19 protein-coding genes, 2 tRNA genes and 2 pseudogenes are annotated in these 23,339 nt (G+C 73.1%); 13 read left to right on the forward strand and 10 right to left on the reverse strand.

The window, feature by feature from the left end; translation table 11 throughout:
• Positions 1-9 precede the first annotated feature (9 nt).
• The 4 genes from ACIPXC_RS27495 to ACIPXC_RS27510 all read left to right on the forward strand — a co-directional run bounded on the left by ACIPXC_RS27495 (position 10) and on the right by ACIPXC_RS27510 (position 5,146).
• The gene (locus ACIPXC_RS27495) at positions 10-2,439 is read left to right on the forward strand and encodes an SPFH domain-containing protein (protein WP_401623527.1); all 2,430 of its coding nucleotides are present in this window, start codon (positions 10-12) and stop codon (positions 2,437-2,439) included.
• A gap of 179 nt (positions 2,440-2,618) precedes the next feature.
• Positions 2,619-3,212 carry a lytic polysaccharide monooxygenase gene (locus ACIPXC_RS27500; protein ID WP_401623603.1) on the forward strand — a complete coding sequence of 198 codons (594 nt, stop codon included), beginning with the start codon at positions 2,619-2,621 and terminating at the stop codon, positions 3,210-3,212.
• Between the two features lie 26 nt (positions 3,213-3,238).
• Complete coding sequence (locus ACIPXC_RS27505; RefSeq protein WP_401623529.1) at positions 3,239-4,915, forward strand: AMP-binding protein; 1,677 nt, start codon at positions 3,239-3,241, stop codon at positions 4,913-4,915.
• 157 nt (positions 4,916-5,072) lie between these two features.
• Positions 5,073-5,146 (forward strand) — tRNA-Lys (locus ACIPXC_RS27510).
• A 113-nt stretch (positions 5,147-5,259) separates the two neighbouring features.
• Here ACIPXC_RS27510 and ACIPXC_RS27515 read toward each other — a convergent pair.
• Positions 5,260-6,018 carry an IclR family transcriptional regulator gene (locus ACIPXC_RS27515; RefSeq protein WP_030964149.1) on the reverse strand — a complete coding sequence of 253 codons (759 nt, stop codon included), beginning with the start codon at positions 6,016-6,018 and terminating at the stop codon, positions 5,260-5,262.
• Between the two features lie 359 nt (positions 6,019-6,377).
• On the opposite strand from ACIPXC_RS27515, the gene ACIPXC_RS27520 reads away from it, so the two are divergent.
• The 4 genes from ACIPXC_RS27520 to ACIPXC_RS27535 all read left to right on the forward strand — a co-directional run bounded on the left by ACIPXC_RS27520 (position 6,378) and on the right by ACIPXC_RS27535 (position 10,610).
• Complete coding sequence (locus tag ACIPXC_RS27520; RefSeq protein ID WP_401623605.1) at positions 6,378-7,445, forward strand: LLM class flavin-dependent oxidoreductase; 1,068 nt, start codon at positions 6,378-6,380, stop codon at positions 7,443-7,445.
• A gap of 255 nt (positions 7,446-7,700) precedes the next feature.
• Complete coding sequence (locus tag ACIPXC_RS27525) at positions 7,701-9,383, forward strand: glycosyl hydrolase family 18 protein (RefSeq protein WP_401623531.1); 1,683 nt, start codon at positions 7,701-7,703, stop codon at positions 9,381-9,383.
• A gap of 158 nt (positions 9,384-9,541) precedes the next feature.
• A complete protein-coding gene (locus tag ACIPXC_RS27530) occupies positions 9,542-10,390 on the forward strand; it encodes a helix-turn-helix transcriptional regulator (protein ID WP_401623533.1) in 849 nt (282 codons plus the stop codon).
• Positions 10,350-10,610, forward strand: coding sequence for a DUF397 domain-containing protein (locus ACIPXC_RS27535; protein WP_401623535.1), 261 nt, complete (start codon positions 10,350-10,352; stop codon positions 10,608-10,610). Before ACIPXC_RS27530 ends, ACIPXC_RS27535 begins: the two co-directional genes overlap by 41 nt.
• A 47-nt stretch (positions 10,611-10,657) precedes the next feature.
• Here the strand turns inward: ACIPXC_RS27535 and ACIPXC_RS27540 are convergent, their stop codons facing one another.
• Positions 10,658-10,852, reverse strand: coding sequence for an ALF repeat-containing protein (locus ACIPXC_RS27540; protein ID WP_401623606.1), 195 nt, complete (start codon positions 10,850-10,852; stop codon positions 10,658-10,660).
• On the reverse strand, positions 10,849-12,732 hold the full coding sequence (locus tag ACIPXC_RS27545) for a putative bifunctional diguanylate cyclase/phosphodiesterase (protein WP_401623537.1): 1,884 nt from the start codon (positions 12,730-12,732) through the stop codon (positions 10,849-10,851). Before ACIPXC_RS27545 ends, ACIPXC_RS27540 begins: the two co-directional genes overlap by 4 nt.
• A 345-nt stretch (positions 12,733-13,077) precedes the next feature.
• On the opposite strand from ACIPXC_RS27545, the gene ACIPXC_RS27550 reads away from it, so the two are divergent.
• Positions 13,078-14,313: a M6 family metalloprotease domain-containing protein gene (locus ACIPXC_RS27550; RefSeq protein ID WP_401623539.1), complete on the forward strand. Its 1,236-nt coding sequence runs from the start codon at positions 13,078-13,080 to the stop codon at positions 14,311-14,313.
• 43 nt (positions 14,314-14,356) lie between these two features.
• Here the strand turns inward: ACIPXC_RS27550 and ACIPXC_RS27555 are convergent.
• The 4 genes and pseudogenes from ACIPXC_RS27555 to ACIPXC_RS27570 all read right to left on the reverse strand — a co-directional run bounded on the left by ACIPXC_RS27555 (position 14,357) and on the right by ACIPXC_RS27570 (position 16,330).
• Positions 14,357-14,430 (reverse strand) — tRNA-Lys (locus ACIPXC_RS27555).
• Positions 14,421-15,045 (reverse strand): annotated as a pseudogene (locus ACIPXC_RS27560) (bifunctional DNA primase/polymerase). Before ACIPXC_RS27560 ends, ACIPXC_RS27555 begins: the two are co-directional and overlap by 10 nt.
• A gap of 155 nt (positions 15,046-15,200) precedes the next feature.
• A complete protein-coding gene (locus ACIPXC_RS27565) occupies positions 15,201-15,545 on the reverse strand; it encodes a hypothetical protein (RefSeq protein ID WP_030964132.1) in 345 nt (114 codons plus the stop codon).
• A 203-nt stretch (positions 15,546-15,748) separates the two neighbouring features.
• Positions 15,749-16,330: an NADPH-dependent FMN reductase gene (locus ACIPXC_RS27570; RefSeq protein WP_401623541.1), complete on the reverse strand. Its 582-nt coding sequence runs from the start codon at positions 16,328-16,330 to the stop codon at positions 15,749-15,751.
• A gap of 115 nt (positions 16,331-16,445) precedes the next feature.
• On the opposite strand from ACIPXC_RS27570, the gene ACIPXC_RS27575 reads away from it, so the two are divergent.
• The 3 genes and pseudogenes from ACIPXC_RS27575 to ACIPXC_RS27585 form a co-directional block, all read left to right on the forward strand.
• Complete coding sequence (locus tag ACIPXC_RS27575; RefSeq protein ID WP_401623543.1) at positions 16,446-16,928, forward strand: MarR family winged helix-turn-helix transcriptional regulator; 483 nt, start codon at positions 16,446-16,448, stop codon at positions 16,926-16,928.
• Between the two features lie 128 nt (positions 16,929-17,056).
• Positions 17,057-17,560, forward strand: coding sequence for a hypothetical protein (locus ACIPXC_RS27580; protein ID WP_401623545.1), 504 nt, complete (start codon positions 17,057-17,059; stop codon positions 17,558-17,560).
• Between the two features lie 17 nt (positions 17,561-17,577).
• A pseudogene (locus ACIPXC_RS27585) lies at positions 17,578-17,769 on the forward strand (XRE family transcriptional regulator); the annotation flags it as partial.
• A gap of 14 nt (positions 17,770-17,783) precedes the next feature.
• Here the strand turns inward: ACIPXC_RS27585 and ACIPXC_RS27590 are convergent.
• From ACIPXC_RS27590 to ACIPXC_RS27600, 3 genes are read right to left on the reverse strand one after another with little or no spacing between them, the layout of a single operon-like run.
• On the reverse strand, positions 17,784-19,133 hold the full coding sequence (locus ACIPXC_RS27590; RefSeq protein ID WP_401623547.1) for an AAA domain-containing protein: 1,350 nt from the start codon (positions 19,131-19,133) through the stop codon (positions 17,784-17,786).
• Positions 19,130-20,716, reverse strand: coding sequence for a hypothetical protein (locus tag ACIPXC_RS27595; RefSeq protein ID WP_401623549.1), 1,587 nt, complete (start codon positions 20,714-20,716; stop codon positions 19,130-19,132). Before ACIPXC_RS27595 ends, ACIPXC_RS27590 begins: the two co-directional genes overlap by 4 nt.
• Positions 20,704-21,873 carry a hypothetical protein gene (locus tag ACIPXC_RS27600; protein ID WP_401623551.1) on the reverse strand — a complete coding sequence of 390 codons (1,170 nt, stop codon included), beginning with the start codon at positions 21,871-21,873 and terminating at the stop codon, positions 20,704-20,706. The genes ACIPXC_RS27595 and ACIPXC_RS27600 overlap by 13 nt, the downstream gene beginning before the upstream one ends.
• Positions 21,874-21,997: 124 nt before the next feature.
• On the opposite strand from ACIPXC_RS27600, the gene ACIPXC_RS27605 reads away from it, so the two are divergent.
• A complete protein-coding gene (locus tag ACIPXC_RS27605) occupies positions 21,998-22,612 on the forward strand; it encodes a histidine phosphatase family protein (protein ID WP_401623553.1) in 615 nt (204 codons plus the stop codon).
• Positions 22,613-23,339 lie beyond the last annotated feature (727 nt).

Below are 23,339 nucleotides of genomic sequence, written 5' to 3' on the forward strand. Positions count from 1 at the left end.
GAGGTAACGATGTTCCCCACGCGCACCACCTCGACGACGGGCACCCTCCGCGTACCGGCCGCCACCGCTGCCGCCGCGACCTCCTTCGGCTGGGCCGCCGCGACCCCGACCCTGTCCCTGCGGGTGGCCGCGCCGGAGCCCGCGGGCGAGGCCGGGCGGCGGCCGGAGCCGTCGACCGCCGCCGAGCCCCGGGAGGCCGCCCCCGCCCCCGCCCCCGCCCCCGCCACCGTCCCGGCGCCCGCGGCAGCGCCGCACGACGAGCCGACGCCCGCCGACGCGGGTGCGCCCCGGTACGGCGCGCCGGTGGCGGCCGCCGCCGTCCCGCCAGTCCCGTCCGCCGTGCCCGCCGTGCCCGCCGTCCTGGCGGAGCCGATCATGGCGGCTCCGGGGGCGGCGGCGCGCGCCTCCGCCTTCCCGGCACCCGCCGACGGGGCCGCGCCCGCAGCGCACCCAGTGGCCCGGGCGTCGGCTCCGGAGCAGGCGACCGTTCATGGGGAACGGGAGCCCGCGTCGACGGGGGTCGTCGGCCGGACAGCGGCGGTGCCCGCTCCGCACCCCGTGCGGGACGAGCCCGGGACCGCGTCCCCCTCCGCCCCGCTGGGCACGTACCCCCGACCGTCGGCGGCGGAGGCTCCGCCCACCCGCCGGAACACGACGGCCTGCCCGGCGGCCGGTCCCGCACCGCACCGCGCGACCGCGGCGGGCCCGGCGGCGGCGCCCGCACCACAGTCCGTGCCCGTGGCACCCGGACCCGCACCGCATGCGGGGCGCGGGGCCGGGGTCGTCCCCGTCTCCGGCCGGCCGGCGGTGTCCGCCGGTCAGGCTCCGCTCCGGGAGGCGGACAAGGAGGGTGTTCCCGCCTCCGGTCCGGTGGCCGGGCAGGTTTCGCTTCATGCGGCCGGGGTGGCGCAGGAGGTGCCCGCAGGGCCGGTTTCGCGTCCCGAGGCCGGGTCCGTGCTGCAGTCCGCGACGGGTGAGGGGGTGGCGGTGCCCGCGCCGGATGCCGTGTCCGTGCCCACCGGGCGGGTGGCCGGAGCCGGTCCGGCGGCCGTGCCTCTGCCAGTGGCCGGGCCGGTTTCGAGGCCCGAGGCCGGGTCCGTGCCGCAGTCCGCGACCGGTGAGCGGGTGGCGGTGCCCGCACCGGATGCCGTGCCCGTGCCCACCGGGCGGGTGGCCGGAGCCGGTTCGCCGCCGGCATCGGCCGAGGCGGTGGTGCCCGCCGCGCGGGAGGCGGCCGAGGCCGAGCCCGGGCTCGGCCCGGGCGGCCCGGACCCGCAGCGCGACGAGCCCGGCGCGGCGCGTTCCGGCGTACCCGGGCCCGGGCCCGGGGTGGCCGAGATCGTCGCCCGGGCGGTGGCGCGCGCCATGGACGAGGACGACACGCAGGACCTCCCGAACGTCGCCGCCCCCCGCCGCGGGTCCGCCGTCACCGAGGTTCCGCCGCACCTCCCGTTCCGTGCCGCCTCGACCATCCCCCTGCCGGAGCGCGCGCCCGCCGCCGCGCCCCGCCCCGCGCGCCCCGCCCCCGGCCGCCGGGTCCCCCGCGGGGACGACCGGCTCCGGGAGCACCGCGGCCCGGTGCTGCCCGGCTGGGTCGGCGTGGCGGTCGGCGGCCTCGCCCTGACCGGCTGCGCGGCGGTGCTCTGGCGGGCCGGGATCCTCCCGGCCCCCCTCGTCGCCGCCTTCGGCGCGGCCCCCCGCGCCTACCAGGGCCTGCACGCCACCCACTGGCCGCCGCTCGCCTTCCTCGGCATCGTCGTCCTCGTCGCGCTCGGCGGCCTCGGCCGGGCCCGTACCGGCCACGCCTGGGTGCTCACCCTCTTCGGCCGCTACCGCGGCACGGTCCGTCGAACCGGCCTGACCTGGGTCAGCCCCCTCCTGCTGCGCCGCCGGGTCGACGTACGGCTGCGCCACTGGCGCAGTGACCCGATGCCCGCCGTCGATTCCGGCGGCCTCGCCCTGCAGGTCGTCGTCCAGGTCGTCTGGCAGGTCAAGGACACCGCCCGGGCCACGCTCGCCGTCGCGGACCACACCGAGTACCTCGCCGAACAGGTCGAGTCGGCCATGGCCCGCGTGCTCTCCCAGCTCCCGGCGGACGCCTTCCACGAGGACGCCCCGACCCTGCGCGACGCCGAGGCCGTCGGTGACGCGCTGACCCGGATGCTGGCGGCCGAGACGGAGGCGGTCGGGATCGAGGTGTTCTCGGCCCAGCCGACCCGGATCGAGTACGCGGCCGAGGTCGCCGAGGCCATGCGCCGCCGCCGGGTCGCGGCGATCGACGCCAAGCACCGGGACGCCGTGCTGACCTCGGTGGTGGACGCCGTGGACGACACCGTCCACCGGCTGACCTCGCGCGGACTCGTCGAGCTCGACGACTACGAGCGCAAGGCCCTGGTGAAGGACCTCACGGTCGCCTTCTACACGGGACGCACCGAGTAGCGCGACCCGTAGCACCACAGGGGACGGGTGGCCGGAAGGGACCGGACCACCCGTTCTCCCATTGGTATGGACATGGCCAACTCTCGTCAATAATCTGGGACTTGGTCTAGACCTGAATCCCCCCGCGCGCGCTCGCCGAACCCCCCCCACGTTCAAGGAGCATCATGCGTAACGTCCGCATGCCCGGACGGGCCGGCGTCGCCGCGCTCGGCCTCGGCCTCGTCGCCGGAATCACCCTCATCGGCGCCCCCAGCGCCAGCAGCCACGGCTACACCGACACCCCCATCAGCCGCCAGAAGCTCTGCGCCAACAGGACCGTGTCCGACTGTGGCGCGATCCAGTGGGAGCCGCAGAGCGTCGAGGGCTTCAAGGGCTTCCCGGCCGCCGGCCCCGCCGACGGCAGGATATGTTCCGGCGGCCTCCCGCAGTTCGCCGAACTCGACAACCCGCGCGGCGGCGGCTGGCCCACCACCAAGGTGACCAGCGGCCAGAGCTACGGCTTCCGGTGGCAGTTCACCGCCAACCACTCCACCACCGACTTCAAGTACTACGTCACCAAGGACGGCTGGACCGGCACCAAGGCCCTCACCCGCGCCGACCTCGAACCCCAGCCCTTCCTCACCGTCGCCTACAACGGCGCCCGCCCCGCCATGACCACCGTCCACCAGGGCGCCATGCCCAGCGGCAAGACCGGCCGGCACCTGATCCTGGCGGTCTGGACCGTCAACGACACCCCGATGGCCTTCTACGCCTGCTCGGACGTTCAATTCTGACGATACGTCAGCTACCCTCCGGCGGCATGCGGACGACGACAGCACCCGAAACCGTCGCGGAGCTCATAGCGCGCCAATGGGGCGACCACCGGCCCGGGCTGAAACACGAGGAAGAGGTCCTCACCCACCACCGGACCGCCCAGGAGGCCGCCGCACGCGCCGCACTCCTCGTCGACCTCATGCCCGCGGAGGCCGAGCCCCACCTCGGGGTCCTGCTCGACAACACCCCCGAGTTCCTGTTCTGGCTCGGCGCGGCGGCCCTGGCCGGGGCCGCCGTCGCCGGGATCAACCCCACCCGGCGCGGCCCCGAACTCGCCCGCGACATCCTGCACACCGACTGCCGGATCCTGATCACCGAGCCCGCCCACCTGCCGCTGCTGCGCGGCCTCGACCTGCCCGGCGTACGCGTCCTGGTCACCGGCACAGAGCAGTACGAGTCCCTCCTCGCGCCCTACGCCGCCGCCAAGCCCGGCGAGGCCGCACTGCGCGCCGCCGGCCCCGGCCGTGACTCCCGCCTCCTGCTCTACTTCACCTCCGGCTCCACCGGCGCCCCCAAGGCCGCCCTCTGTAGTCAGGGCCGGCTCGCGGCCGCCGGAGCCGCACTGGCCCGCCGGTTCTCCGTCGGCCCGGACGACGTCCACTACGTCTGCATGCCGCTCTTCCACGGCAACGCCGTGATCGCCGACTGGCTCCCGGCGCTCGTCGGCGGAGCCGCGGTGGCGCTGCGCCGCCGCTTCTCCGCCTCGGCGTTCCTGGACGACGTACAGGCCTACGGGGCCACGTACTTCACCTACGTCGGCCGGGCCGTCCAGTACCTCCTGGCCACCGAGCCCCGCCCCGACGACCGCGACCACCGCCTGCGGCTCGGCTTCGGCACCGAGGCCGGGGCGGTGGACGCGGCACGTTTCGCGACACGGTTCGGCGTCCGCCTGGTGGAGGGCTACGGCGCCACCGAGGGCGGCGCCTCCGTCCAGCACACCCCGGACACCCCGCCGGGCGCCCTGGGCCGGGCGGGCGCGGGCGACGACCTGGCGGTGATCCACCCGCAGACGGGTGAGGAATGCCCGCCCGCCGTCCTGGACGCCGACGGCCGCCTCCTCAACGGCTCGGCGGCGATCGGCGAACTCGTCAACCGGGGTCGCAGCCTGTTCGAGGGCTACTGGCGCAATCCGGACGCCGAGGCCGAACGCACCCGGCACGGCTGGTACTGGACCGGAGACCTCTTCTTCCGGGACGCGGCCGGCTTCCTCTACTTCGCCGGCCGCACCGACGACCGGCTCCGCGTCGACAGCGAGAACCTCGCCGCGGCGGTGATCGAGAACATCCTGGCCCGCTGGACGGACGCGACGGCGGTCGCCGTCTACGGCGTCCCGGACGAGGTGGCGGGCGACCAGGTGATGGCGGCCCTTTCCCTCCGGGACGGCGCGGTGTTCTCCCCGCAGGCGTTCGAGGACTTCCTCTCCCGCCAGCCGGACCTGGGCACGAAGATGGCCCCGCGCTACGTCCGAATCGTCCCGCGGATGCCGGTCACCGCGACGAACAAGGTCCACCGGGTGGCGCTGCGCCGGGCCGGCTTCCGCTGCGAGGACCCGGTGTGGCACCGGTCCCCCGCCGGGGGCTACGCGGTCCTGACCCCGTCGGCCCGGTCCGCCCTCCTCGCCACCTACGAGGCGCAGGGCCGCCTCGACCTCCTGGAGCGCTAGGGCCTGTATTGAGTTGCGCCGCGGGGCAACTCAATACAGGCCCTAGGTCCGCCACCGTTCGGGGCGCCGCCGCCGGGTGCCGGCGGTCCTCGCGTACCTCCGCGGGTAATGGTTTGGAGCACCCCTGAGGACCAGGTAGTATTTTCTCTGTCAGCAGGCGCCGCTAGCTCAGTTGGTTAGAGCAGCTGACTCTTAATCAGCGGGTCCGGGGTTCGAGTCCCTGGCGGCGCACCTGTCCTTCGGGCGGTTTCCGGTTCACCGGGAACCGCCCGAAGTGTTTTCCGGCCCGTGACGCCCGTCGCGCCCGTCGGCTCCACCGCTCCGCCAGGACCTGGGCGGCCCCGCTAGAGGGTGAGTGACAGCAGCAGTGGCGCGGCCTTCCGGTTCAGGGTGTCGGCCGCGGCCCGCAGCCGGTGCGCGTGCTCGACCGGCATCGACAGCGCCAGGCAGCCGACCGAGGCGCCCGCGGTGATCGGAACCGCCGCGCAGACCGTGCCCACGGCGTACTCCTGTAGGTCCAGCATGGGGACGGTGGCCGGCTGCGCGTCCAGCTTCGAGAAGAGGATCCGCTCGTTCACGATGGTCTTGGACGTGAGCCGGGCGATCTTGTGCCGGGACAGATGGTCGCGCCGCCCGTTCAGGTCGAGCTGCGTCAGCAGGCACTTGCCGACCGCGCTGGCGTGTGCGGCGGACCGGAAGTCGACCCACTCGTGGACCTTCGGGGTGCGGGGACTGTCCGCGAACTGCGTGATCCTGACCTCGCCGTCCACATACCGGCTGATGTAGACGGCCGCGCCGACCGAGTCGCGCAGCCGGTCGAGGGTCTCCTGGAGCTTGTCGGTCAGGGCCTGCTGGCGGTCGGTGCCGGACCCGAGCAGCACCAGGGAATCCCCTATGGCGTACGCGCCGTCCGCCACCTGCAGGACGTATCCCTCCCGGCGCAGCATGAGCAGCATCGGGGCGAGATGGACTGCGGGCAGGCCGGTCTCACGCGCGATCTGCACGTCGGTCACACCACCGGTGTGCCGTGCGATCGTTTCGAGTACGCGCAGGGCGTACTGCACCGAGTGGAACGGCGCGGTCGGCTCGGGCTTCAGCGCCACGGTTTCCCCCCTAGCAGGTTGTTACCGCTTGCCCTACCACGATAGCCATCAAGAGGCCCATGTGGAGCGCCTGTTGGGGAGATTGATGGCTCGATCACACCCGTCTGCCTGTACCTAAGCCATTGGCATATGCCGCAGGCATGGGCGTGGTCGCGCCGTGCGGGAATGCCCGGCGGCCCTCCACGGTTCGAGTTCTTCGTACGGTGTCGCATGGGCGTCGTGCGGACGTGGACAACGGGACGGGAGCGACGATGAGTGACACCGGGGACGCGAACGGCGCGGCGCACGGACTCCCCGGCGGCGGCGCGGACGGCCGGGGCGGCGACCGGGCGGACGGCGCGCAGGGGAGCCGCGACGGCATGCGGGGTACCGCCCACGGCCGGGCGCCCGTACCGCTCTCCGTCCTGGACCTGGTCACCGTCGGCGCCGGCAGCACCGCGCACGACTCCCTGCGCACCAGTGTGGCCATCGCCCGCCTGGCCGAATCCCGCGGCTACCACCGCCACTGGGTCGCCGAGCACCACTCCATGCCCGGTGTCGCCAGCTCCTCCCCGGCCGTGATCCTGGCCCACCTCGCCGCGCACACCTCCCGCATCCGGCTCGGATCCGGCGGTGTGATGCTGCCCAACCACGCCCCGCTCGCCGTCGCCGAGCAGTTCGGCACCCTGGAGGCGCTCGCCCCGGGCCGGATCGACCTCGGTCTCGGCCGGGCGCCCGGCACCGACGGCCGCACCGCCGCCGCCCTGCGCGGGCCCGGACGCCTCGAAGAGGGCGCGGACGACTTCCCCCGGCAGCTCATGGAGCTCACCCGCTTCCTCGACGACGACTTCCCCGACGGACACCCCTACGCCCGCGTCCACGCCGTACCGGGTCCGGTGCAGGGCCCGGCCGGGCGGCCGCCGCTGTGGCTGCTCGGCTCCTCCGGCTTCAGCGCGCGGCTCGCCGGCGAGCTCGGCCTGCCGTTCGCCTACGCCCACCACTTCTCCGCGGCCGGCACCCTGCCCGCGCTCGACCTCTACCGCAGCAGCTTCCGGCCCTCGGCCGTCCTGGACGCCCCCTACGCCGTCATCGGGGTCTCGGCGCTCGCCGCCGACACCGACGCGGAGGCCCGCGCCCAGGTGGCCACGGGCGCGCTGTCGATGCTGCGGCTGCGCACCGGCCGCCCGGGGCTGGTGCCCACGCCCGAGGAGGCGGCGGCGTACCCCTACACCGCGCTGGAGCGGGAGTTCGTGGACGGCTGGCTCGCCAACATCGTCCACGGCACCCCCGACGCCGTCGCCGACGGGCTCGACGCCCTCGCCGAGCGCACCGGCGCGGACGAGCTGATGCTGACCGCCAACGCCCACAGCGGTGCCGCCCGACTGCGTTCGTACGAACTGGTCGCAGACGCGTACGGCATGCCCGACCGGGCACCCGCAGCCAACTGAACGCGCGATAACGGGGTTTGGCTGGTTCATTGCCAAAACCTTGCGAGGGCGTGTCTCAAGGGAACCTTAAACCGCTCGTCACCCGGGGTGGCGAGCGGTTTCTGATGTGCGCTCAGGTCTCTGACTTGGGGAAATGGCGCAGGAGTGGTCTAGTCCTTCTTTGGTCCGAACCATTGACGCGGGGCTGGAGTGATCGCTATCACTTCTCTCACCCGAACCTCCCGCTCTCCCCTCCCAGCCCCCCGGAGGCAGTTCATGCACATCCGTAAACCCCTCGTCGCGGCCGCCGCCACGGCCGCGCTGGCAGCCGGAGCGCTCGCCTCCTTCGCGGGACTCGGCACCGCCCAGGCCGCCGACGCCGCGGCCGGAGCGGCGGCGGGCGGCGTCCGTATCGCCTACTACGACCAGTGGAGCGTGTACGGGAACGCCTTCTACCCCAAGCACCTCGACACCCGGGGCATAGCGAGCAAGCTGGACATCATCAACTACTCGTTCGGCAACATCCACCCCACCGAACTCACCTGCTTCGAGGCGAACAAGGCCGCCGGCGACGACAACAACCCCAACGCCGGTGACGGCGCGGGCGACAGCTACGCCGACTACCAGAAGTCCTTCAGTGCGGCCGACAGCGTGGACGGCGTCGCCGACAAGTGGGACCAGCCGATCGTGGGCGTCTTCAACCAGTTCAAGGAACTGAAGGCCAAGTACCCCCACCTGAAGATCAACATCTCGCTGGGCGGCTGGACGTACTCCAAGTACTTCCACGACGCGGCCAAGACCGACGCCTCCCGCAAGAAGTTCGTCGCCTCCTGCATCAAGCAGTACATCAAGGGCGACCTCCCGGTGGAGGGCGGCTTCGGCGGCCCCGGCACCGCGGCCGGCATCTTCGACGGCATCGACATCGACTGGGAGTACCCCGGCTCCTCCGGCGGCCACCTGGGCAACCACTACGGCCCCGAGGACAAGCAGAACTTCACCCTGCTGCTCCAGGAGTTCCGCAAGCAGCTCGACGCCGAGGGCGCGGCGGGCGGCGGCAAGAAGTACATGCTGACCGCGGCCCTCCCGGCCGGCCAGGACAAGATCAAGTACATCGAGACCGACAAGATCGGCCAGTACTTGGACTACGCCAACATCATGACGTACGACATGCACGGCGCCTGGGACGGCGACGGGCCGACGTACCACCAGTCCCCGCTGTACCCGTCCGCGGCCGACCCGACCGACCCGATCGCGCCGGGCACCGAGAAGTACAGCATCGACAACGCCATCGACTCCTGGATCGACGGCAACCCGGCCTACGGCATCACCGGCGGCTTCCCCGCCGACAAGCTGACCCTGGGCTACGAGTTCTACTACCGCGGCTGGAAGGGCGTCCCGGCCGGCACCACCAACGGCCTCGCCCAGACCGCGACCGGCGGCTCCGCCGCGCGCCCGCTCAGCCAGCAGGCGGGCATCGCGCACTACAAGGAGCTCGGCGGCATCGTCGACAACGCGGCGACCACCTTCTGGGACGACCAGTCGAAGTCCTCGTACTTCTACAAGGACGGCGAGTTCTTCACCGGCCTGAACCAGAAGTCCATCCAGGCCCGGGTGGACTACGGCAAGCAGCGGGGTCTGGCGGGCGCGATGATGTACTCCCTGCTCGGCCTGGACAACAACGCCACGCTGCTGGGCCAGATCTCCGACGCCCTGGGCGGCACCACGCAGCCGCCGGTCACCACCCCGCCGACGACCACCCCGCCCACCACGACCCCGCCGACCACGCAGCCTCCGACCGGCTGCGGCTCGACCCCGGCCTACGTCGCGGGCACGATCTACACCGGCGGCAGCGAGGTCTCCCACAACGGCCGCAAGTACAAGGCCCAGTGGTGGACGCAGAACGAGACGCCGGGCACCACCGGTGAATGGGGTGTCTGGAAGGACCTCGGCGCCTGCTGATCTCCCCCCACCCCGCGCCGAGCGACGCCTCCGCCCCGCCCCCTCTCCCAGGGGTGGGGCGGAGGTGTGTCACATGGTTGCCGGATTTCGGACACCGGCCCGTAGCGGGATCGCTACGCTCGGCCACAAGCCCGTTTCCCGCTTGGGGGTGCCGTTCCATGGTCCTGGCCCGCGATATCGATCCCAGCGCCTCGCCGCTGGACTACTACAGCTACGAACTGCGCCGCCTGAGAGAGGAAGCGGGCCTGAAGCAGTCGCAGCTCGGCGCGATCATCTTCTGCACGGGCTCCCTGATCGGCATGATCGAGAACGGCCGCCGCGTCCCGACGCGGGACTTCTCGGAACGGGTCGATGCGGCCCTGAACACGGGCGGCCACTTCTCCCGCCTGGTGGGCCTGGTCCTGCGGAGTGTGCTGCCGACATGGTTCCAGGCGTACGCGGAGATGGAGGCCCGGGCCACGTTCATCTCCACCTTCCAGGCGCAAGTGGTCTACGGACTGCTCCAGACAGAGGCCTACGCCCAGGCTCTCCTGAGCGTGGAGTATGCGGAGCGGGTCGACGAAATCGTGGCGGCGCGCATGGACCGTCAGCGCATCCTGGCGCGCGAGGTGCCTCCGGTTCTGCTGGTGGTGCTTGACGAGGCGCTGCTGCATCGCAACGTCGGCGGTCGCGAGGTGATGCGGGAGCAACTGGCGCACCTGCTGACGTTCGCTAACCGGTCCTGGATCCAGCTCCAGGTGCTGCCCTTCACAGCCGGTGAACACGCGGCCATGACCGGTTCATTCACTCTGCTCCGCTTCGATCACGACCCTGAACTCTTTTACACCGAGAGCTACGACTCGGGCCGGATGACCGCCAATCCGCAAGTGATCAGGGAACGTTCCTTCGGATACGCTCGATTGCAGGCCGCAGCCCTCTCACCTGAGGAGTCGGCCCTTCTGATCGCACGCGTAATGGAGGAACGCTATGGGGACCAGTGTGAACCTGCTGGGCGTGCAGTGGCGTAAGTCGTCCTACAGCAGCACCAACGGCGGCGAGTGCGTCGAGTGCGCGCCCCTCGACGGTGCCGCCTGGCGCAAGGCTTCGTACAGCAGCACCAACGGCGGCGAGTGCGTCGAGGTGGCCGCGCAGCCCTGTCGGGTCGCCGTGCGGGACTCCAAGAATCCCGACGGGCCCGCCTTCACCGTCGCCCCGGAGGCGTTCACGGCGTTCGTGCGGAGCCTCTGAGCGCGTGCCCGGGCGGCAGCCCCCGGCGGGGCTGCCGCACCGGCGGGTCAGGCCTGGTACTGGCCGACCGTGATGAAGTGCCGCAGCTCCTCCGGGGTGCCGCCCAGAGCCTTGTTGGCCTTGCGTTTGACGGCCTTGCCGGTGGGCGGGTTGGTGGCCAGGATCCTGAAGATGCCTCGATCCCGTGCAGCGCGCCGCTCTCCGGGCTCGCCGGGTCGGGCGAATCTCGCACTCCCCGTCAGACCAGCGGGTGCGACGCCGGCTCATCGGGCAGGGAAGCAGTCGTCGGCCCCGCCCCGACCCGGCGGCCGATCATGCCGGCGATCACGTCCGGGGGGACCGCCCGCGAATACAGCCAGCCCTGGCCCGTGTCGCAGCCCACGCGCCGCAGCCTGGCCGCCTGCCCGGCCGTCTCCACGCACTCCGCGGTCACCGTCAGGCCCAGCCGGTGGGCGAGCTGGACCAGCGCTTCGACGATGGTCTCGTCGGCCGGGTTCGGATGCGCGCCCTCGTCGTAGCGGAAGCCCTTCACGAAGGAGCCGTCCAGCTTCAGGACCGACACCGGGAGCCTGCTGAGGTACGCCAGGTTCGAATAGCCCGTGCCGAAGTCGTCGATCGCGATGCGCACCCCCATGTCGCTGAGTGCCTGGAGGGCCTGCAGCGGGCGCCCGGCCGAGCCCATCACGGCGGACTCGGTCAGTTCCAGCTGGAGCAGCTGCGGCGCCAGGCCCGTCTCGGCGAGGATCTCCGCGACGTCACCCACCAGGTCCGAGTCCCACACCTGCCGGACGGCGACGTTCACCGACACGAAGACCGGCGCGTCGCTGGGCTGTTCGATCTGCCAGCGCCGTGCCTGCCGGCAGGCGGTGCGCAGCACCCACTGCCCCAGCTGGACGATGGAGCCGTCCTCCTCGGCGATACCGATGAACCGATTCGGCGTGAGCGTGCCGAACTGCGGGTGGTTCCAGCGCACCAGCGCCTCGACCCCGCGCAGCGCACCGCTCTCCAGGTCCACCAGTGGCTGGTACTCCAGCGCGAACTCGCCCCGCTCCACGGCCGGCCGCAGCGTGGAGGACAGGGCCTGGCGGGTCATGCGGTGCGCGTTGCGTTCCGGGTCGAAGAGGGTCCAGCGGGCCTTGCCGTCCGCCTTGGCCCAGTACAGGGTGGTGTCGGCGGCCTGCATCAGCCCGGTCGCGGAGGTCCCGTCCGTGGCCCGTTCCACCACGCCGATGGAGGCGGAGACCGACAGCCGCTGCCCGGCCAGGTCGAACGGCTCCTGCACGGCGGCCAGTACGTTGCGGGCCAGGTCCGCGAGCTGTTCGGTACCGGTGGAGTCCTCCACGAGCAGGGCGAACTCGTCGCCGCCGAGCCGTGCGACCAGGTGCCCGCCCCGGCGCCCGTAGCCGGACTGGTCGGCGCACTGGGTCAGCCGGGACGCGACCGCCGTCAGCAGCCGGTCGCCGACGCGGTGCCCGAGGGTGTCGTTGACGGCCTTGAACCCGTCGAGGTCCAGGTAGCACAGGCCGATCCGGCCGGTGCCGCCGCCGTGGTCGTACGAGGACGCCTCCAGGGCGGCGGAGAGCCGCTCGAAGAACAGCGCCCGGTTCGGCAGCCGTGTGACCGGGTCGTGCATCTGGAGGTGCCGCAGCCGGGCCTGGAGGTCGCGCCGGTCGCTGATGTCGGAGACGGACAGCAGGACGTTCCCGGTGCCCGGCACCGGCCCCAGGGTCACCTCGGTCCACAGCGAGTGCCCGTCGGGGTGCTTGAGACGGCGGGTGCAGCGCAGCCGGGCCTGCCGTCCGCGCAGGACCTCCTGGTACGCGGCCCAGGTGCGGGCCTCCGCGGCCAGGTCCACCAGGTCGGCGGCGCAGCGGTGGACGAGCGCGTGGGGTTCGCTGCCGAGCAGGCCCGCGAATGCCTGATTGGCCGTGACCACGTAGCCTTCGCGGTCCACGACCGCCATGGCGAGGTGGGCCGCGTTGAAGGCGGCCCGGTAGTCGCGCAGCTCGGACGCGGCGCGATGGGACACCGACGGCACTGATGGCACTGCCGGGTGACGCTCCGTAATGGCCGATCGGATGCTGTCGGCCGCCGAACCGGTTCCTTCTGAGGTTCCGCTCACCGTTGGCCCCGCAGTGTTCGTGAGTGTCCGTGCAGGAAAGTGTGCCGATCATAGAGGCTGTCGGGAGGCCCTATCCAGCGGCGTCACCGGTTGAGACGCGAAGGTTCGGTGTGATGACGGATCCCCGGACCAAGATCGGTTGATCGTTTCTGCGCGCCTCTGAGCGGGACATGGCCCCCGCTGATCTCGGGTGATCGGTCGTGACGTTCTGTAGGCAACCGCGTGAACCTCGGGGGTCACCGACTTGCCGCACCCCTCACTCGTGTGGGGCAGCGGAACAGGGCATTAGTAAGACAATCGCCTCAAGGTGGCTAAACAGGTACGAATCCACCACCGGAGGTCGATGTGACGCGACAGCAGACACCCGGGGGAGTGGACCGCTCTCGCGTCCGAAGTACCGCCGCGGCACTCACTTCCCTCACGGCGCTCGCCGCCATGTCGCTCGTCGCGGGTCCCGCGGTGGCCGACTCCGGCGCCGGGCCCTGCGCGCTGACCCGCACGGCGGCGCACCACTCGCTCGGGCTGGACACCTGGAACGGTGCCTACCCCAAGCCGGAAAGCACGCTCGACGCGGTCATGGTCTTCCTCTCCTTCCCCGACCACGCCGGAACCCTGACCCCCGAAGAACTCGCCCGTGACTACTTCCCCGCCACCAGCGACTTCTTCGAGCAGGCCTCGTACGGTCGGTTCCGCCTGGTCCCGCACCCGCAGAAGCAGTGGATCCGGATGCCCAAGCCGTCCACCGCGTACGGGATAAGGCGCGACTGGGCCCCCGGTGACCGGGCCGCCTATCTGCGGGACGCGGTCGCCGCGGCCGACGCCCGGGTGGACTTCGGCAAGTACGACGTCGTCTACTTCGTCGCCGACCCGGACGCGCCCGGGGTCGACTCCGACGCCACGAAGGTCGTGAACTTCGACCGCCCGATCGTCGCCGACGGCGCGGAGCTGCGGCGGATCGTCACCGTCTTCGAGCGCCACCCGCCGGACCGCAACGTGCTGGCCCACGAGACCGGGCACGTCTTCGACCTGCCGGACCTCTACCACCGGCCCACGGACGGCAAGGGCGACTGGGACACCTACGTCGGGGACTGGGACGTCATGGGCAGCCAGTTCGGAATGTCCCCGGACCTCTTCGCCTGGCACAAGTGGAAGCTGGGCTGGCTGGACGCCTCCCAGGTGGACTGCGTGCAGTCGGGCTCGTCGCTGCACACCCTGCAGCCACTGGGGCAGGCCCCGCCGAGCGGCGGCACGGGCGGCACCCGGCTCGCGGTCGTCCGTACGGGGCCGGGCAGCGCGATCGCCGTCGAGGCGCGGGGCTCGTCCGGCAACGACGGCGACACCTGCACCGAAGGTGTACTCGTCTACCGGGTGCGCAACGAGGCGGCGTCGGGCGGCGGCCCCATCGAGGTACTGGACGCGCACCCGCAGACGGAGGCGTGCTGGGACCGCTCGGTGTACCCGCCGCTGGCGGACGCGCCGCTGGATGTGGGCGAGACGTACACGGTGCCGGGGGAGCGGATCACCATCGAGGTGGCCGACCGCACCCGGTCCGGCGCGTACACGGTGAAGATCACGACATGACGAAGAAGGCCCCCCACTCGCGTGGGGGGCCTTCCTCCGTCTGTGCGCCGCCAGGGACTCGAACCCCGGACCCGCTGATTAAGAGTCAGCTGCTCTAACCAACTGAGCTAGCGGCGCTTGCTGACGAGGAAGACATTAGCAGGAGGACCGGCGGAACGAAAAATCGATATCCCCAGGTCCCGTCGGTGTGGCGGTGCGCGCCGCCCGTACGAAGGCCCAGAGCAGCGCCTCGGGCCCGGGGAGCCAGGGCTCCCGGGCGTCGGGGGCCACGACCCACCGCGACGGGCCGGGGCCGGCGGCGAGCGGCGGCACGGTGACGGCGTCGCCCCGGCCGTGGCACAGGGGTGCCGGGGCGGTGCGGGAGGCCCCCCACTCCTCCCATGCCAGCAGGGCGGGCAGCCGGTGCGCGGTGCCGGGAGCGGCGAAGAGCAGCATCCGGCCGCGGTGCACGGCCACCGGGCCGGATCCGGGGCCTTCTGCCCAGAGCAGGTCCAGGACGCGCCGTCCGAGGACCAGCGGGACGTTGACGACGTCGAAGACCTCCCCGCAGGGCAGTGTCGCCGACAGGCCGGGCCGGGCCTCCCACAGCGCGAGCGTGCGCCGGGGGCGCGCGGAGGCCGAGGTCAGCCAGGCCGCTCCCTGCGGAGTGACGTGCGTGGCGGGCGCGGTGCGCGTGCGCTCGCCGCGCGCGTGGAGGGCGGTGCATCCGTGGGCCGTCGTCAGCGTCGTCATATGCCAAGATCTACCCGCCGTAGCGATCCGAACTCCGGGAGTTACCGAAAACCGGGACAGGGCGAGTGGGTCTGGAGTATGTTGCCCCGCCTGCGCCGGGCCGCTGCTCCCCGCGGCGTCGCGCCCGGCCCGACAGGCTCGGACCGCCCCGGCCGCTACGCCAGGTCGGCGCGGCCGTGCTGGAGGGTCTCGCCGAATTCGATCATCTTGCGGGCGTAGTCCTCGGTCCACTCCGCCCGTTCGGCGATGGCGGCGGCGGTGAGCCGGTCGAAGCGCCGCGGATCCGCCAGCTGGGCCGCCGCCAGGGCCTGGAACTCCACCGCCCGCTCCTGCGCCGCCCGGAAGGCGAGGGTCAGCTCGGTCGCGCGGGCCAGCAGCTCGCGCGGGTCCTCGATCGATTCCAGGTCGAAGAAGTGCTCCGGATCCGCCACGGCCTCCGAGGGTTCGAAGAGCAGAGGCGCCGGCCGCAGCCGCCGCTCGGTCCGCTCGGGCTCTGCCATCCCTGTCCTCCTGGTGCGCGTGCGAAATCCTTCCGGGCCACCGTCCATTGTCCAATGCCCCGCAAGGGCACGCCCCGACGGGTGGGAACGCCTGTACGGAGAACGGGGCGCGCGGGGGGAGGGGTGGAGCCGGGGCCGGGGAGTCGCTCAGGTGATCGGCTGTCAGCCCCGCACGGGGTGCGACCACCCGGCCGGCAGGCCGCTCAGGCGGTGACCGCCTCGGCGGCGAGCCCCGCCTCGCGCTTCGCCGCCAGCTCGGCCACGTCGGCCAGTACGGCGGCCAGCTCGCCGGAGAGGGTCTCGGGGGCCTCGAAGCCCTCGGCGCCGATCAGCTGGGGGATGCGCGGGATCGCGACGGAGTGCTCGGCGGGCAGCATGCCGAGGCGGGTCAGGACGGGCAGCAGCATCGCGGCGGCCGGGGCGCCGCCGGTGGGGCCGGCGCTGTAGCTGACGATGCCGACCGGCTTGCCCTTCCACTCGTTGTAGAGGAAGTCGATGGCGTTCTTGAAGGGCGCCGTGAAGCCGCCGTTGTACATCGGCAGGACGAAGAGGAAGGCGTCGGCGGAGTCGACCAGGGCGCTCCAGTCGCGGGTGTGCTGGTGGGCGTAGTTCCCGGTGGAGGCGTATTCGGGCTCGTCCAGGAAGGGCAGCGCGATCTCGGCGAGGTCGACGGGGGTGACCTCGAAGCCGCCGTGGTCGCGGGCCCGGTCGGTGACCCACCGGGCGAGCGGGCGGCCGGAGGAGGTGGGGCGGGTGGCGGCGGAGATGACGTGCAGGCGGGTCATGGGGTGGGCTCTCCCGATCGAAGTGGTTGTTGATGTGTCACCTAATAAAAGCGTTACGTGTGTGACGTGTCAACCAGGTAGATGATGTGTCACCGACCTGGTTACAGTGGAAGACATGACCCCCGCATCCGAGCCCCGCTGGCTCACCGAGGCCGAGCAGGACGCCTGGTACGCGTGGCGGCGAATGTTCCCGCTGGTCAACGCGGAGATCGCCCGCGACCTGGGACAGGACAGCGGGCTCTCCGAAGCCGACTACGACGTACTGTCCGTGCTCGGCTCCACGGACGGGCACCGCATGCGGATCAGCGCACTGGCCGAACTGATGCAGTGGTCGCGCAGCAGGCTGTCCCATCAGCTCACGCGCATGGAACAGCGCGGCGTCGTCCGCCGCGAGGACGTCGCGACCGACGGCCGGGGCGCCGAGGTGGTCCTCACCGCGGCCGGCGTGGCCGCGATCACCGACGCCGCCCCGCTCCACGTGGCATCGGTGCGCCGCCACCTCATCGACATCCTGACCCCGCAGCAGCTCCAGGCCCTGGCCGAGGTCGGCGAGGCGCTCCGCCACCACCTCGGCACCCCCCGCAAGGGCCGGCACTGAGCGGAGCCAGGCCCGACCGGCGGGACTCCTCGCCGCATGATGTCGCCGAGAGGGCTAGTGGCGCTCCCGGGGGCCCTGCCGGGCCGGCCCACCTCCTACCGTGGAGCGTCACACGCAAGCGTGAAGGGGTGGAGAGTATGACGATATGGGGACTGGTCATCGAGACGACCGTGGGTCTCGGCGAGCGCAAGCACACAGAGGCGCACGTGGTGGCGCACATCTCCGGATCCCGAGCGGAGGCGCTCACCGAGCTGGAACGGCGGGCTCGGAGCCACACTCCCGAGCACCCCAGAAGCCCCAGGCGTCGTCGGCTCCTTCGAGAGAGCGACGGATTCCTCCTCGTCGTTGACGGGGTGTGGCAGTCGTTCGTCACGCGGTTCACGGTGGCGGAGGTGCTGGAGGATTCCGCCGCGCCCGCTGTCCCGGAACCTGTGGAGGTGTCGAGCGAGCCCGCCACCTCACCTGGCGAGTCGGACGGGCAGGAGGATTCCGCCGCGCCCGCTGTCCCGGAACCTGTGGAGGTGTCGGGCGAGCACGTCACCTCACCTGGCGAGTCGGTCGGGCAGGTCGAGCGGTATGCGGACGGCGTACCGGTCAAGCCGGCGTGGCTGGGCCGCGCCGACCTGTCGTGAGCGGTGGCGCGAGGCCGGCTGTTCGAGAGCTTCCCGAAACGCTTCCTCGCTTCCGGACGCACCTGGAGAGGCACCGGGGTCTGATGCCGGCTCGGTCCGGTGACCGTGTGGGAGGCGTGGCGTATGCGCAGGCAGCCTTGACCGCTCTGCCACCCGAGAAGCACTCACTGACGCTGCGGATGCTCATGGACGAAGTGACCGGGCACTGAGGGCACCCGTTGTGCTACGGCCGCCACGAGACGCGGTGGTTGGACCAGAAATCCCACGTGGACATCATCGCCTCCCAGCCGTCCGGGAACTTCACCGTCACCCCCAGCTGCACCGGCTCCGTCGACGGATGGTCGTCCAGCAGCTCCGCTATGCCCGCCCGGGCCACCACCACACAGGCGTGCCGGTGCCGCGACGCCAGCACGCACAGCCGGCCCGTCTCCAGATGGAAGGCCGTCGCGTCCGGGCGCCCCGACAGCGGGTGCAGGACCACCGTCAGGTCGTACTCGCGGCCCTGCAGCCGGTTTGCCGTGTCCACCGTGACCCCCGAGACCCCGAGCGAGGCCAGCGCCGCACGGACCGCCGCCGCCTGGTCGCGGTGCGCGGTGCCGACCGCGATCCGGTCGGCCGTCAGCGCCACCGGCCCCGAGGACCGCTCGTCGGAGGTCACCGCCCCCCGGTCCAGGGCCCGGCGCACCACCAGCGCCACCGCGCCGACCGCCTCCGGATCGGTCCGCGGCGTGTGCCGCGCCGGCAGCTCCAGCAGCCCCCAGCCCGCCTCCGCAGCCTCGTCCAGCACCCGGTCCGGCCCCGACCCGTCCGAGGCCACCCCGTACGACAGCCGCCGGTCGCCCGGCCCCGTACCGCTGCGGAACGGCGTGTACGGGTAGAACGCGCGGGACACCAGCGGCGCCGCCGTCGCCGGCAGCCGCCAGGACACCGGCAGCCGGTGCTGCGGCAACTGCGGATTGTGCGCCAGCAGCGTACTCACCGCCGACGCCGACGGGTCGTAGGACAGCCCCGCCCACTGCTCTGCGCCGACCACGCTGAACGGGTCCAGCTGCCCCGGGTCGCCCACGAACAGCGCCCGCTCGAACAGCCCGGCCACCGCCAGCAGCGCATCGGAGCGCATCTGGTACGCCTCGTCGACGATCGCGTGGCTCCAGGGCTCGACGTCCTTCACGAACGCCCACTTCGCCGCCGTTGAGAGGGTGATCGGCAGCTCCGCGAGATCCCCCGGCTTCGCCGAGAGGGTCACCGACGGCAGCTCCCGCAGCGCCGGATCGTAGGAATCCCCCTCACTGCTGTGCAGCCGGCCGACCCTCAGCTCCGGGTCCTTCTCGGCCAGCCGCAGCACCAGGTCGTCGACCTGCGCGTTCGTCTGCGCCACCACCATCAGCCGGCGCCCCGCGGCGGCCAGCTCCCGGGACGCCCGGACCACCAGCGTGGACTTGCCGGCCCCCGGCGGGGAGTCCACCACGACACCCCGCTCGGTCCCGTACAGGGTGTCGTGCAGGATCTCGGCGGTCGCCCGGGCGGCCGCCGCACCCGGGTCGAAGGCGGCGGGTGCGGACACAGGAGTCACAGGATGTCCTCGTCGGTGACGGCGTCGGGAAGGTGAACGGCGGACCCGGACCCCGGCGGGCCGCCATGGGTCCACGGCGTCCGCTCCGGGTCCGGGAGCTTCGGGCCACCGCGTGCGTCGTGCTCGAACAGCGTCCAGCACACGCGGTCGCCCTTGTCGGGCACGGAACCCGGCTCCGGGTCCCGGCCACGGCCCATCTTGTCGAGGAGCCGCAGCACCACCTGCCCGTCCTCCTCGACACGGACGAACTGCGCGCTCTGCGGCCGCCCCTCCAGGGAGCGGTACACCTTCACGGCGCCGCCCCCGTCCGCGAGCTGCGGCCGGTCCTCCGTGGACACCGTCACCAGCGGACGCGGACTCGGCCGCTTCGACTCCGTCCACTCCATCACCACCTCGGTGACCTCACCCGCGAAGGCCTCGCCCGCCAGCCGCCGGCCCGCCATGACCAGCGGATCGTCCAGCGCCTCCTGGGCATCCAGCCGCACCTGCTCGGTCTCCCGCGTGGCCAGCTTCTGGGCCGCCGTCACCGCGTCGTCGCGGCGCGGCTGCGGCGGCTCGCCCGCCCGTACCCGGTCCCGGTGGCCCGTGTACGACCAGCGGTCGCGCGTCCAGCGCTCCTGCGCCCGCTCGCCCGGCGGCAGCCCGCGGACCAGGTCGATCGCCTCCCACGTCGCCCACCAGGTGCTTGACATCTGGTCCACGACCAGTCGGCGCACGGCCCGTTCGGCCGTCCGCACCTCACGGTCGTCGTCCCCCGGCCCGGCCGCCAGGGCCGCGCGCGCCGCGTCGTAGCGGGCGATGGCCGGCGCCAGCAGCTTGTTGTCGAAGGCCGGGTCGGTGGCCGGACCGGCCGGCGGGCACAGCAACTGGCCGTGCTCGTCCCGGCCCAGCTCCGCGCGCAGGGCCGCCTCCGCCCCCGACCCGCCCCCCGGCGGGGCGATCCAGGCCAGGAGCGCGCCCAGGTGCTGGTCCTCCAGGTTGCTCTGCCCCGTCGCCCAGTGCCGGGACAGCAGATCCGTCGCCGACAGCAGCATCGAGGAGCCGGGCACCCGCGCGCGCTCACCGAGGTGCGTGAACCAGCGGCCCAGCAGCGGCACCCGTGACGGCGCCGGGAAGGGATTGTCCGGATCCTCCTCCGCGGTGCGCCGGAACCTCATCGACCGCCCCAGCAGGCGGACGTACTCGATGCCCGCCCGGCTCGGCACGATCAGCTGCGGGGCGTCGACGCACAGCTCCGTCTCGACCTTGACCCGCTTGCCCGTCTCCGGATCGGTCTCGCTGCGCTCGGCCGGCTCCACCTCGTCGGCGTACGCCTCGATGTGCGCCAGCACGTGCACCGCGAGGTCGGCGAGGAACGCCCAGCGCAGGTCCCGGTCACGGGGCTGGGGTATCACGAAGACGCGCGGATCGTGCCGGTCGGTGCCGACCAGCGCGCCGAGCGGGGCACCGGCCTCACCGGCCGTGGTCAGCGGCACGAAGACCAGCGGCTTCTCGCTCAGATGACGGTGACGCACCGTCGCGAGCGGCTGGGCGCGGCCAGCGCGGACGGCCTCCAGCCGGGCCAGGGTGCTCAGCAGGGGCATGCGGGGATCTCCGGAACGTGCGGGCGGGGACGGGCGGCGGCGGTCTCCAGCGCCTCGGCGCGCAGCCGCGCCGCGCGGTGCAGGGCGGCGGCGGTGGGGTCCTCGGCGCACCCGCCGCCGGCGGCCGCCGCCAGGGCCTCCTCGACGGTGGTCAGCGAGCCCAGCTCACCCCGTACGGAACGGCCCAGCGCGGTCACCTCGTCGGCGGCGCGGGCCCGCTCCCGGCAGTGGAAGGCCAGCTCGCAGGCGGCCAGGCACTCGGGGGCGTAGGCGGCGTCCACCGCGGAGACCGCCTCGGCCAGCTCCTCGGCGCTCCGCTCCGGGTCGAAGCTGAGCCCCTCCGGCAGCGCGGCGGCCAGCTCCTCGACCCGGGTCAGCCGGTCCAGCTGGCGGCGGGTCACCGAACGCTCGCGGCGGATGTCGACGGGAGCGGCCGTGGGCAGGTTGGAGAAGTCCTTCGGGCAGACCAGCAGCACGGTGTGCCCGACCTCGGCGCCGGGCAGCTTCCCGGCGGTCCGCTCCAGAGCCAGGACGTAGACGGCGGCCTGCCGGGCCGCCGCGCCCACCTTCGCGGCGTCCGCGGCCGCGTCGATCATGGGGAACGACTTGATCTCCACCACGGTCCAGCGGCCGTCGGGGTGCACGACGACGGCGTCCGGCTCCAGATAGGCCGGGGAACCGGCCACCTCCAGGGCCAGCATCGGGTGGTCCAGCAGCGTCCACTCCTTCGCCGCGGTGGCATCGCGCAGCGCCAGGGCGGTCCGGGCGGCGCGGCCCTCGGGACCGGCGGCCGTCAGGTCGGGAACGCGGGCGCCCGCCCCGGGCGGCTCGGCGGCCGGATCCAGATGCGCGTGGACCAGCCGCAGCAGCTCGGCGCCGCCGTCGCCCTTGACCCTCGCCTCGAAGGAGTTCCCGCGGATGATGGCGAACTGCGACTGCCCGAAGGCGGCGGGCGAGCCGAGGGCCGTGGCCAGGGCGTTCTTGTCCACGCCGGCGCCGTCGAGCAGGGCGCGTCTGCCGCAGCCGGGGTTGGCGGCGAGGGCCGCCAGCGCCCGGGCGTCGAGCGGGCGGGGCTGTACGTCAGGACCTCGCAGGCCGGCGAGCCGCTGCCGCAGCGTGGTCGGCTGCGCGGGGCTGCGGGGCGGGTAAGAGCTCACCCGCGGAAGTGTCCCATCCGCCACTGACAATCGTGGGCGGAGCGCGGAAACGGGCCGGTGGGAGAGGCGGCCGGGGGCGTGATGGATGATGGGCGGACGAGGAAACGCACATCGGGAGATTCGCATGGCCCCCCGCATCCTGCTGGCCCGTCACGGTCAGACGGCGTGGTCGCAGCTCGGCAAGCACACCGGACGCACGGACGTGCCGCTGCTGGAGGAGGGCAAACAGGGCGCGAAACTGCTCGGCGAACGCCTGGCCCGCGACCCGTGGAAGGGCCTGCCCGGCCTGGAGGTGCGGACCAGCCCGCTGGTCCGCGCGAGCGAGAGCTGCGACCTGGCGGGCTTCGGCGCCCGGGCCGAACCGTGGGACGCGCTGCTGGAGTGGGACTACGGCGAGTACGAGGGCATGACCCCGGCCGAGATCCAGGCGGTCCGGCCGGGCTGGCTGATCTGGCGCGACGGCGTCCCCGGCGGCGAGTCGGTGGCCGACGTCTCGGCGCGTGCCGACGAGGTGGTGGCGTGGGCGCGCGCGGCGGAGCGGGACGTGCTCGTCTTCGCCCACGGACACATCCTGCGCACGCTGGCCGCGCGCTGGCTGGGCTTCGACGCGTCCTTCGGCGCCCGCATCCGCCTGGAGCCGACGTCCCTGTCGGTCCTGGGCTGGGCGTACGGGGCGCCGGCCCTGGAACGCTGGAACGACACGGGCCATCTGGACGCCGATCCGCTCCCGCGGGGGTAGCGGCCGGGCCCCTGCGGGGTTGCTCGGCGGGTCCGGGGCTTGCTTCGCGGGGTCGGGAGCGTGCCGCCGGGCCCCTGCGGGGTTGCTCGGCGGGTCCGGGGCTGGCTTCGCGGGGTCGGGAGCGTGTCGCGAGTCCCGGGTTACGGGCGTGGTGCGGGTGGGTCGGGGGGCCGGGCCCCTGCGGGGTTGCTCGGCGGGATTCGGGCTTGCTTCGCGGGGTCGGGAGCGTGTCGCGGGTCCCGGGTTGCGGGCGCGGTGCGGGTGGGTCGGGGGGCCGGGGCTCCTGCGGGGTTGCTCGGCGGGTCCGGGGCTTGCTTCGCGGGGTCGGCGGTGTGTCGCGGGTCCCGGGTTGCGGGCGTGGTGCGGGCGGGGTCGGGGGGCCGGGCAGGGGTGTCTCCTCGGCTCGGCGCGTGCTCTTTGTCCCGGCTGTACCCGGTGGTCGCGCCTCGTCCTGCGGGGACACCCCTGCCCGTCCCCCCTCCAGCCGTACGGGCAGGCTCCGGGAAGGCGTGGTGTCGCCTGGGCGGAGCTGTGGCGTGGGGCGGGGACACCCCTGCCGGGCCTCCCTCCAGCTGTACGGGCAGGCTCCGGGAAGGCGTGGTGTCGCCTGGGCGGAGCCGTGGCGTGGGGCGGGGACACGGCGGAGTGTCCCCGCAGGACGAGGCGCGACCAAGGCCGCCTGGCCGGGACGAGGAGTCCGCGCCGAGCCGAGGAGACACTCCGGCGG

The organism is Streptomyces sp. NPDC090021 (assembly GCF_044748225.1).
Taxonomy (GTDB): Bacteria; Actinomycetota; Actinomycetes; order Streptomycetales; family Streptomycetaceae; genus Streptomyces.